We start from the raw sequence: 11774 nt of genomic DNA, 5'->3' as shown, positions 1-11774 counted from the left end.
TGTAAGGGGACGATACATTGGAACAGTTGCTTAAATATATTATTGAGAATACGACTGGTGGCAAAATCGACAAAAAAACGGCGATTGATATGATTACGCTGTTGAAACAGCAGAAAAAGAACACTCGTGAAGATATTGCCATCATCGGCATATCGGCACATATGCCCATGGCTGATCATGTGGAGGAGTTCTGGAGCAATATTGAGAACAAAGTAAATTCAATTGTGGAGTTCCCTGAAGCGAGACAAGAGGATGTTCTGAAATATGTACGTTTCAAACAGCAGGATGAAGACGGGTTGAGCTTTATTAAAGGCTCCTATCTGGATGAAGTGGACAAGTTCGATTATCGCTACTTTAAGCTGACACCCAAAGAAGCAGCCCTCATGAGTCCTGACCAGAGAATTTTTCTCCAGACGGCATGGGAAGCTGTGGAAGATGCAGGTTATGGAGGAGCGAGGTTATCCGGTAGCAATACGGGATTGTATGTAGGATATTACAGCAGTACCCGAGATAATTATGCCAATATTATCTCCGATGTGGAGCCGGAATCCATCTCCATCTCGGTAACGGGCAATGTGACGGCAGTACTGGCGGGGAGAATATCCTATTTGCTGAACTTGAAAGGTCCCAGCATGGTAGTGGATACCGCATGTTCCTCATCACTCGTTGCCGTCCATATGGCCTGTCAGTCGATCCGAAGTGGTGAATGTGATGCAGCCATAGCGGGTGGGGTGAAGGTGAATACGCTCCCTGTTTTTAATAAATATGAGCAATTTGGCATTGAATCCTCGGACGGAGAGACGCGTACATTTGATGATGCCTCGGATGGAGCGGGTGTGGGTGAAGGTGTGGCCGCCATTCTTCTGAAACCAGTAAGTCGGGCCATGGAAGACGGGGATCATATCTACGCTGTCATTAAGGGAACCGCTGCCAATCAGGACGGAACATCCATTGGGCTGACCGCGCCGAATCCACGTGCCCAATCCGAAGCAATCGTGAAGGCCTGGGAAGAAGCGGGGATTGACCCTGAGACGATCCGTTATATTGAAGCCCATGGTACAGCGACCGAATTGGGAGATCCGATTGAGATTAAAGGGATTACGAACGCTTTCGAACAGTTTACATCGAAAAAACAATTTTGCGCGATCGGCTCTGTGAAATCCAATATCGGTCATTTATATGAATGTGCAGGCGTGACAGGGCTGCTCAAAGCGGTGATGGCCTTGAAACATCAGAAGCTCCCGCCGTCCCTTCATTTTGCCAAACCCAACCGCAACATCCGATTTGAACAAACGCCAGTGTACGTGAATACACAACTCAGACCCTGGAAGGCGGAAGAAGGAATCCCGCGCAGATGTGGTGTCAGTGCTTTTGGATTTAGTGGAACCAATTGCCATGTTGTGCTTGAGGAAGCCCCAGCCGTTACTGTACAAGACCCGGGAGATGAGCTGGCTTCAGGCAAGCATCTGTTTGTGTGTTCGGCTCAGACGGAAGAAGCTCTGGTCCGATTACTCCAGCGGTATGAATGTTTCCTGAAGGAGAATCGTGAAGTTTCTGCTGCGAATGTGTGTTATACGGCAGCTACAGGTCGTGGGCATTATGAACATCGTTTGTCCCTGCTTGTGGAGGATACGGCTCAACTGATCCACATGTTGGAACAGCCTTGGACAGAATTGAAGACACAAGAAGGAGTCTATGCCGGTGCTCCTGCTCCTAAGCTTACCGGAGCCGAGCGAATGGCATCGGAAGAACGTGAGCGCACCAGACGTCAATCATCTCAGGCACAAGAGCGGATCAAAGAACTGGCTGCCAGTCCTCTTTCGTGGGATGAACCAGCACTCCGGGATCTGGCTTTACTCTATGCTGAGGGTGCAACGATGGATTGGGGACAGCTATACCAAGGGAGACAGGTTCAGAAGCTGAGTTTACCTACGTATCCGTTTGAGCACAGCAGATGCTGGATTGATATTCAGGACCCGTCAGCTGTTTCGTTAAAAGACTACTTTCATACCGTGCGCTGGGTAGAGGATGATGGGGATGCGACTTCGGATACCTCGGCAACTTCATCTTCAGGCACTGTCATGATTATCGGCAAAGGTACCGAATTGGAACAGGAATTGTTGGCAGGGCTGGAGGGCGAAGGCAACCGGGTAGTCCATGTGAGCCCGGGTAACCAGTTCCGGCAAATATCGGAGAATCAATACGAAGTTGGCGGAGATGCGCCAGCAGCCTATACGGAATTATTAAACATGTTTACAGACGGTGAAATTACGGAAATCATCTATATGTCCATGATGGGAAGTTCATGCTATCCCGAAGATTTGGCTTCTATTGAAGCCAGACAACAGGAAGCTTTCTACTCACCCGTCTATCTGGTTCAGGCGCTGATGAGCAAAGGCTTCGCCGAAGAGATTCATCTGAACCTGATTGCTGAATACGCCGGACAAGTCACAGGCAGAGAAGAGAGGATTACCCCTCATAATGCACTCTTGATGGGACTTGGTAAGGTGATCCAGCAGGAGTATGGACATATTCGGAGCAAATTTATAGATGTGGATCAGTCCATATCTGCGGAGGATATCCTTAGGGAAAGACATATAGACAGCGAAGCTTATGCTGTTTCGTATCGTGAAGGCGAGCGTTATACGGAGACGTTCACAGAGATAGACCTTAATGAAAGTGAGAGCATGCCTTTCGAGGTGCGTCCAGGTGGTTTATATCTCGTGACGGGTGGTACCAGCGGTATTGGTCTGGAAGCAGCACGGTTTCTGGCTTCTTCGAAGCCAGTGAAGCTGGCGCTTATTGGCCGGACACTTCTTCCGGCAAAGGAAGAATGGGAAGGCATACTGCAAACGGGTCAAGATTCCCGCTGTGCCAAGATGCAAGGCATCCTTGAGCTGGAAGCATTGGGTGCAACCGTTCATTATTACAGTGCGGATCTGGCCGATGTTGTGGGCATGACAGAAGTGATTCGGGATATAACCCACCGCAATGGAAACATACATGGTGTTATTCATGGAGCAGGTATTCCCGGAGACGGATTTTTATATCGCAAAAGCGATGATGAGTTCCAGACCATTCTTGGACCCAAGGTGAAGGGAACCTGGATTCTGGAGAAACTGACACGAGATCAAGACATGGACTTTATGGTATTGTTCTCCTCCGGTATATCTGTCATTGGTGAAATTGGGCAAGGGGATTATACGGCTGCCAATTGTTATTTGGACTCCTTCGCCGCATGGAGGACGGGTCAGGGACGCAGAACACTCTCCATTGATTGGGTATCGTGGAAAGAGACCGGAATGTCCGTGGAATTTGGTATCAATGTGGATGGCATGTTCAAGACCATTCCTACAACGGATGGTATCGCAGCGATGGAAGCAGCCATGAGCAGAGGGCTCACCCGAGTATTCATCGGTGCGATGAATTATGGTAGCAAACATCTCGCTGCACTTGGGCAGTTCCCGTTCCGGTTGTCCGATAAGCTGGAAGCCGGAGTGAAGCGCAGCAAGGAAATCGCTGACCAGGGAGCACAACATCGTCCGAACCGGACTGTACCACAGGAGAAGCATACGGGGCCAGTAGATCTTTCCGGGAATGAGGGAGGTCTCTATTCGGAAACCGAGCAGCAGGTTGCGCGCATATACAGTGAGATACTGGGTTATCAGGAGATCAACATCTACGATAATTTCTTCGATCTCGGAGGCAACTCCATCATGCTGATCCGTATGCATGAAAGACTGAACGAGGAGTTTCCTGGTCAAGTGAAGATTGCTCATTTATTTGCCCACACCTCCATTCATAAGCTGGCTCTGCATGTGAATCAGGGTAACGGGACGGCTGTAAAAACAGAAGCTTCCCCTCCTCTGGAGCAAAAGAAACGAATCGTTGAAGAGGATGAGGCCATCGCCATTATTGGGATTGCAGCTGAAATGCCGATGGCAGATACAGCAGAGCAGTATTGGGACAACATCTTGAACGGTGTGGACTGTACAACGGATTTCCCAGAGGGACGCAAAAAAGACATGGATGCCTATCATCAATGGATGAATGCCAAATTGGGTTCGGACAATGAAGTGCAGTACCTTCAGGGTGCATTTCTGGATGATATTGACCAGTTTGATTATAAATATTTCCGTTTATCTCCGAAGGAGGCCGGATTAACGGACCCGATTCAACGGTTATTCATGAAGACGTCATGGCATGCGGTAGAGGATGCAGGTTACGGGGGACGCATCGAAGGAACCAATACGGGTGTCTATATGGGTTTTGCCAGTAGCCTGAACGATTCCTATCTCAAAATGATCTGTGATCTCGACCCCTATCAATATCCGATGTCCATTGTAGGGAATATTACAGCCATGATGCCAACCCGTATTGCCTATCCACTGGATCTCAAGGGGCCTACGATGGTCATCGATACCGCATGTTCCGCATCACTTGTCGCTACCCACCTGGCCTGCCGGGCCATTCGTAATGGTGATTGTGAGATGGCGATTGTCGCTGGTGCACGAATCAGCCTCAGTCCGTTGGATCATGATTATTTGAAAGTGGGCATTGAGTCTTCGGATGGATTGACCAAGCCGTTCGATCAGGAAGCAGATGGTTCGGGGCTTGGTGAAGGCGGAGCCGCCGTGGTATTGAAGTCATTAAGCAAGGCAATTGCGGACAAAGACAATATTTATGCGGTCATCAAAGGAAGTGCTATTAATCAGGATGGAGCCTCGATTGGCATTACGGCTCCGAATCCTGAAGCACAGACGGATGTCATTGTGAAGGCATGGCAGGATGCCGGTATTGATCCCTCTACCATTGGTTACGTGGAAACGCATGGTACAGCGACGAAACTCGGCGATCCGATTGAGATGGATGGGCTAACCACAGCGCTGCGCCGGTATACAGACAAGAATCAGTTTGTTGCTATAGGTTCGGTCAAGTCCAATATAGGCCATTTGTTTGAAGCAGCTGGTGTGGGCAGTCTGGTTAAAGCGGCTATGGCCTTGAAACATCGGATATTGCCACCCACGCTTCATTTTGAAAAGCCCAACTCAGCCATTTCGTTCCAGGATTCCCCGTTGTATGTCAATACGAGATCGAGACCATGGGATGGAAACGGCGAGCCACTTCGCTGCGGAGTCAGTGCCTTTGGGTTTAGCGGAACCAACTGCCATCTGGTGCTGGAAGAGCCGCCTCTTATTCAGGAACGGAAGGTTTCCAGAGAAGTGGAAGTATTCACGCTAAGTGCCAAAAGCCGCAAGTCCTTACTTGCGCTGGTTGATAACTATATCCGTTTTATCTCGGAACGTCAGCTGGAACTTCCGCTCAAAAACATATGTTATACCGCGAATACGGGGCGCTGGCAGCATGTTTATCGGATCGCCTTTGACGTGACGGACACGTCCGATCTGCTCATGAAGCTGCGACTACTCGCTACATCAGGTCTCGAATCTGAAGGTGAATATCAGCTCTATTACGGAATGCATAAGGTCGTGACAGAGAAGAACGAAGGGAAAGCCCACGAATTGACTGGCCAGGAGAAGTCCATTTTGACGCAGGAGGGTAGAGATTGCCTATCTCGATACATGGAATCTTCTGATCCGGAATTATTACATGAACTATGCAGATTGTACACCACAGGTAGTGACGTGGATTGGAGCCTGATGTACAGGGAAGAAGAAATTCGTAAAATCAGTCTACCATTGTATCCATACGATAATACACGCTGCTGGGTGGATCTTCCCGAGCAGTCTTCAGTGTACACACAAGTGAGCACCAGGTCGGTACCAGAAGCCTACGAGCTTGTATGGCAGCAGAAGGGGATGGCGAAAGGGGATTCCGATCAGCAGATTGAAGCGAGCGATGGCGTTACACTGGTACTTCTGGATGGGTCCGATTATGCAGCTGAGATAGCGGCATGTATGGAGCAGTCGGGGATGCAGGTGTACTCCGTGCTTCAGACGGATGTTCTAAGATCTGACCCGGACGGTCGAAATGTTGAACAAGTGGAAGCCTATGAGCGTGTGTTGCAACAGGTGGGTATAAGCAATCTTTCAAGAGTTGTGTATCTGAACGGTGTTGGCTATGACGAACATTCAGCAAGTGTATCCAGTGACATGGAATCATTAGAGTCAGTTCTTAATGAATGTGTGTATGGATTCTTCCGGTTTATTCGAGCGCTGTTGTCGAGTTCTCTGAGTCACCCAATCGAGTTGGTTCTGGTTTCCCGTGAGGTCAATTGCATTACCGGTTCGGAGCGGATGAAGCCTTATCTTGCTTCTGCCTTTGGAATGGGCAGAGTGGTAGGCAAGGAAAACATACAGGTTCATTGCCGTTGTATTGATATCGATGAGGGTTCGTCTCTGGAGCTGTTGCTGCAAGAGATCGGTACTTCATCTTCCTATTATGAGGTGGCCTATCGAAATGGAACTCGGTATGTTCAGCAGTTCAGAGCGTTGAATGAATCTGCATCCCATGAAGACGCGCTTGTTTTTGACAACGATGGTGTGTACATCATTACAGGTGGAACAGGTGGAATTGGACTGGAAACCGCGCGATATTTGGCTTCCGATGCTCCAGTAAATCTTGCATTAATCAGCCGTACACCGATGCCTGCACGTGAGCAATGGGATGCCATTGTTGCAGAACAATCCAGACTCAAAGTGATTCATCAAATCACGGTTATTCGTGAACTGGAGAGCCGGGGACATCAGGTTAGTTGCCATGCTGCAGATGTGTCGGATCTGGATGCCATGCGTGTACTTCTGGACCAGCTTCGTGCTACGTTCGGGAAAATTAGAGGGGTTGTCCATGGCGCAGGGGTTGGAAGCTCAGAAATGATTACAAGCCGTTCTCAGGCAGGATTCACCGAGGTATTTTCTCCCAAAGTGCATGGCACCTGGGTATTGGATCAACTTACCGAGCAAGATCAACTCGATTTCATGGTGCTCTATTCATCGATTGCTTCGGTTTTCAGCGCCCCGGGACAGGCGGATTACATTGCCGCCAATGCCTACCTGGATGCGTATGCCGACTACAGATCGATGATGGGCAAGCGCACGCTGACTGTGCAATGGTCTACCTGGAAGGAGACCGGAATGTCAGCGGAGCACGGATTTGCTGTGGATACGTTGTTCAAAGCGATGCCAACAGAGCAAGCGATGAATCAATTGTCTCTGGTGATGCGGCAATCCTCGGTTCGCCGAGTGCTTATTGGCGAGATTCATTATGAGGGTCAGTTGATATCCGCATTGGCTAAAAGTCCGTTTGATCTCTCATCCTCCATCCGCGTTCAACTGGACCAACGGATGAAGCAGCAGGCAAGCAAGCGTCCTCCAGTATTCTTGTCAGAGGATCGTGACGGAGAAGTGGTTTTGACTGGAAAATCCGATGCATCCTATACACCGACTGAAAAGGCACTCGCCTCCATCTGTAAAACGATGCTTGGTTTTCATGAGATTAATGTAGGGGATAGTTTCTTCGAAATGGGTGCGGATTCCATCGTTCTCATACAGGTTCAGGCCCGGATCGATCAGCAGTTTCCTGGTCTGACCAAAGTCACGGATTTGTTTGCGAACTCCAATATTACCCGGCTGGCTCGTTTCATAGATGAGAAGTCTACTTCGAAGCCACAAGACATGGAGCAGGATTTGAAGCGTGTAATCGACCAGATGGAGAGCGGCGACGTTACGCTGCAGCAGGCGTTGAATAACCTGATTAACCTGTAAAGGAGGAACTGTGGTGGAGAGTGTATATAAGTTTGTCATGGAACATCTGCAAGACGGAAGCTTGGACAAAACCGTGGCCGTGCAGCTGCTCAAAAAGCTCAAAGCGGAGGAGGACGCTTATACGGCGTCCGGGTCCACCAATGCTGCCAAAGATATTGCCATTGTGGGCATGGCTTTGAAATTGCCACAGGCTGATTCTCCGGGAGAATTCTGGGATAACATCGTCAGTGGCACGGATAGCATTCGTTCCTTTCCCGAATCCAGAGTGCCGGACATCCATTCGTATCTGCAATATTTGGGCATGTCGCCAGAAGAAATTCAATTTAATGAAAATGCCTACCTCGATGAGATTGATAAATTTGATTACGCTTATTTTAAAATGTCACCCAAAGAAGCCAGTCTTACGGACCCCAACCACAGACTGTTTCTGGAAACGGCATGGAAAGCGATCGAGGACGCAGGGTATGGAGGCGGAAAACTGGCGGGCAGTCGTACCGGAGTATATCTGGGCCTATCCAATAATATTCGGGATTTGTACTCGCGTTTTATATATGATGCGGAACCGGAATCCTTTGCGTACTCGCTTGTGGGCAATCTGGCTTCTGTAGCGGCTGGTCGGTTATCCTTCTTACTGGATTTGAAAGGGCCGAGTATGGTGGTGGATACCTCTTGTTCATCCTCTCTGGTGGCCATTACACTGGCTTGTCAGGCGATCAAGGAGGGGCAATGTGATCAGGCACTCGTTGGGGGAATCAAGATTAATCTGGTTCCTTTAAAGAGTGAACATATCAAAATCGGGATTGAGTCGACAGACTGGAGAACCAAAGCTTTTGATGACGACTCGGATGGATCGGGCATTGGTGAAGGCGCAGGGGTAGTGATGCTCAAACCGCTGGATAAAGCGTTGGAGGATCGTGACCAGATCTACGCTGTCATTAAAGGTTATGGCGTAAACCAGGACGGTAAATCCATTAGTATCGCTGCCCCGAACCCCGAGGCACAGACCGAAGCGATTCTTCAAGCCTGGGCGGATGCGGGTATCGATCCCGAGACGGTCTCTTATATTGAGACGCATGGCAGTGGCACCATGCTGGGTGATCCGCTGGAGGTACAAGGGATTGAACAGGCATTCCGGCGTCACACCGGTAAAAGTCAATTTTGCGGAATCGGCTCGGTCAAAACCAATATTGGTCATCTGTCGGAGGCAGCTGGTGTCGTGGGATTGATCAAATCGGCTTTGTCACTGCAACACAAACAGATTCCTGCCTCCAAACATTTTCACAGACCGAATCGGGCCATCGACTTTGCGGCATCCCCGGTCTATGTGAATGCCCGGTTGCGGGAATGGGATACCGATGCAACACCACGACGTAGCGGTGTTAGTGCGTTTGGCATCAGTGGGACCAATTGCCACATTGTGCTGGAAGAGGCGCCGACCACTACGGTTAAGGAGCCGAGAGTAGGTGGAGAACATCTTCTAACTGTATCGGCCAAAACGGAGGCAGCTCTCCAGACCCTGGTTACGGAATATGCCAATATTCTCTCTCAAGTTGAATCTCAGAATGTACCTTCTGTATGTTATACCGCCAACACGGGAAGGGGCCACTATTCATACCGTTTACTGGTCACCGGGCAGGATGCGGAGGAGCTTCTGCTTCGGTTAAATGAAGCTGGACGAATGATCGGATCGGCGGATGAGGATTTAAGCAAAAGTGTAGGACCCAATGGACACCGAAGTCCAGGGATTTATTACGGTTATCACAAGGTTAGCAACGATCAAAACCGTCCAGATTCACCAGCTATAGGTGGAGAAGAAGGGCAGACAGGCCATCGGTCTATGAGTCTGAATCCGGAACTGGCGAAGATGGGTAAGGGTCAGCAGGCTGAACAGGACATACTGGACCAGATTGGACTGCATTATATACAGGGTGCAGAACTGAACTGGGAGCTTCTATACACAGGAGACGGACTACGCAAAACAAGTCTGCCGACCTATCCATTTACCCGGACTCGCTGCTGGTTTGAAGTTCCTGAGGCAGCTCGTACCGCTACCGCGGATCGCAGCAATGCGTTCTCAGAAGAACCGACGTCAGCCCGATTCTATCGGATGAACTGGAGGAAAGCTGATCTAACAGAGCCGGAACCGATTCAGGGAACAGGTGCAGTTCTGATTTTGAAGGACGAGGGTAACCGGGGAAGCGAATTGATTGAACGCCTTAAGCAGTCAGGGCGCCAAGTGATTGAGGTCCGTTATGGAGAATCTTTCAATCAGGAACCGGATGGATCGTTTACGGTGAATGGTTCGGAAGGAAACTTTGGGGAGTTATTTGCAGCGCTGGGGGATACGACCATCAGTGACATTGTACATCTCTTTGCGGTGCCGGCTCCCACGGAAATTCGTACACTTCAGGCTTTGGAACAAAGTCAGCAAAAAGGGGTATATAGCCTGTTTTATCTGATTCGTGCCCTGATTGAGCACGGAAGTGACAACGCGCTGAATATGATGCTGGTCTCCGAACAGGTCTACGAAGTCACAACCGGAGAGAGCCGACTCTCTCCCGAAGCGGCCTCATTATATGGTTTGGGCAAAGTACTCGCCCTGGAGTATCCGCATATTACCTGTCGAAGCATTGATCTGGACGAGAGTACAGGGGCAGCTGAACTGCTTCAGGAAATGGGTTCCCAAGATCAGAGTTATACCTCTGCCTACCGCAATGGGGTTCGATATATCGAGGAATTGGGTGAAGTCCGAGCCGATGAGTTGACGGATTCTCCTGTCCATATCCAAAAGGATGGTGTGTACGTCATTACCGGGGGTACAGGTGGTATTGGTCAGGAAATGGCAAAATTCTTCGCTTCCCAAGCAGATGTCAAGCTTGTACTGATTGGGCGCACCCCAGTTCCTGCAAGATCGGAATGGGAAACACTTCTTAACGACCCAGAGCTTGAATCCAAGATGGCAGCTCGTCTCCGCAATTTCCTGGAGATTGAACAACAGGGCTCGGAGATATCTTGTTATGCAGCCGATGTATCGGATTATGCAGCGATGCAGGATGTACTGGCTGATGTCAGGGAGAAGCATGGGTTCATCACGGGAGTGATCCACGGTGCAGGGGTACCAGCGGTTGGATATTTAATCCGCAAAACCCAAGAAACGTTTGACGAAGTCCTTCATCCAAAAGTGCAAGGGGCCTGGATACTGGACCACCTGACTCGGCAGGATGAGCTTGATTTCATGGTCTTCTTCTCTTCCGGTCTGTCCCTGTCAAGTGAGGTTGGGCAAGGAGATTATTCAGCGGCAAATGCATATTTGGATGCGTTGTCCTATTCTCGCAGCAAAAGTGGCCTGAAGACCTTGTCTATTAACTGGTCTTCATGGAAAGAAGCGGGCATGTCCGTTGATTATGGTTTTAATGTGGATGCCATTACGAAAGCCCTTCCGACCGAACAGGCAACGGCCGGTTTTTTTACAGCATTGAACAAAGAGGTGCCGCGTGTGTTGATCGGGGAATTTACATACCATCCTCAGTTTGCCAAAGCGCTGTTGACCAAGTTTCCATTCCGATTCTCGGAAGAGATGACGAACAGGCTGAAGGAAGCCGAGAAGCTGGAAGAGTCGCGGCAGGTGGCTCCTGTTGCAGCTAAACGAAATAAATCGGCTAATGCACATGTTGAACTCAAAGGAAAAGACGGCGAGGATTACAACAGCATCGAACGGCAGATTGCAGGCATGTATAACGAGGTGCTCGGTTTTGAAGAGCTGGATATCCACGATAGCTTTTTTGACCTGGGCGGTGATTCCATCCTGTTAAACCGGTTATTTTCTCTGCTCGAAGATGCTTATCCAGGCAAGATGAAACTGATCCATCTGTTTTCGTACACCAGTGTGCATGCGTTATCCCAATTTGTAATGACCAAGTTGGAAGTGAAACCGCCTGCTGAGCCAGCCCAACCGGTGGATGATTTTGAACAGCTGTTTAAAGATATTGAAGCCGGTAGTCTGAGCATTGACGATGCAGTCAAGAGCTTCGAGGATCGTTGAGGAAGGAG

General features: G+C 49.4%; 2 protein-coding genes. Both read left to right on the top strand.

Annotation, left to right across the window (positions count from 1 at the left end; genetic code table 11):
• Window positions 1–17 precede the first annotated feature (17 nt).
• A complete protein-coding gene (locus tag ACR32F_RS28140) occupies window positions 18–7724 on the top strand; it encodes a beta-ketoacyl synthase N-terminal-like domain-containing protein (RefSeq protein WP_440112941.1) in 7707 nt (2568 codons plus the stop codon).
• Window positions 7725–7737: 13 nt separating this feature from the next.
• Entirely contained in the window at window positions 7738–11766 is a 4029-nt protein-coding gene (locus ACR32F_RS28135; protein ID WP_440112938.1) for an SDR family NAD(P)-dependent oxidoreductase, read from the top strand.
• The last annotated feature ends 8 nt before the right edge of the window (window positions 11767–11774 follow it).

The organism is Paenibacillus hebaui (assembly GCF_051934385.1).
Classification (GTDB): domain Bacteria; phylum Bacillota; class Bacilli; order Paenibacillales; family Paenibacillaceae; genus Paenibacillus.
The sequence above is the reverse complement of the archived record's forward strand: the minus strand, read 5'-3'. Positions and strand labels throughout refer to the sequence as shown.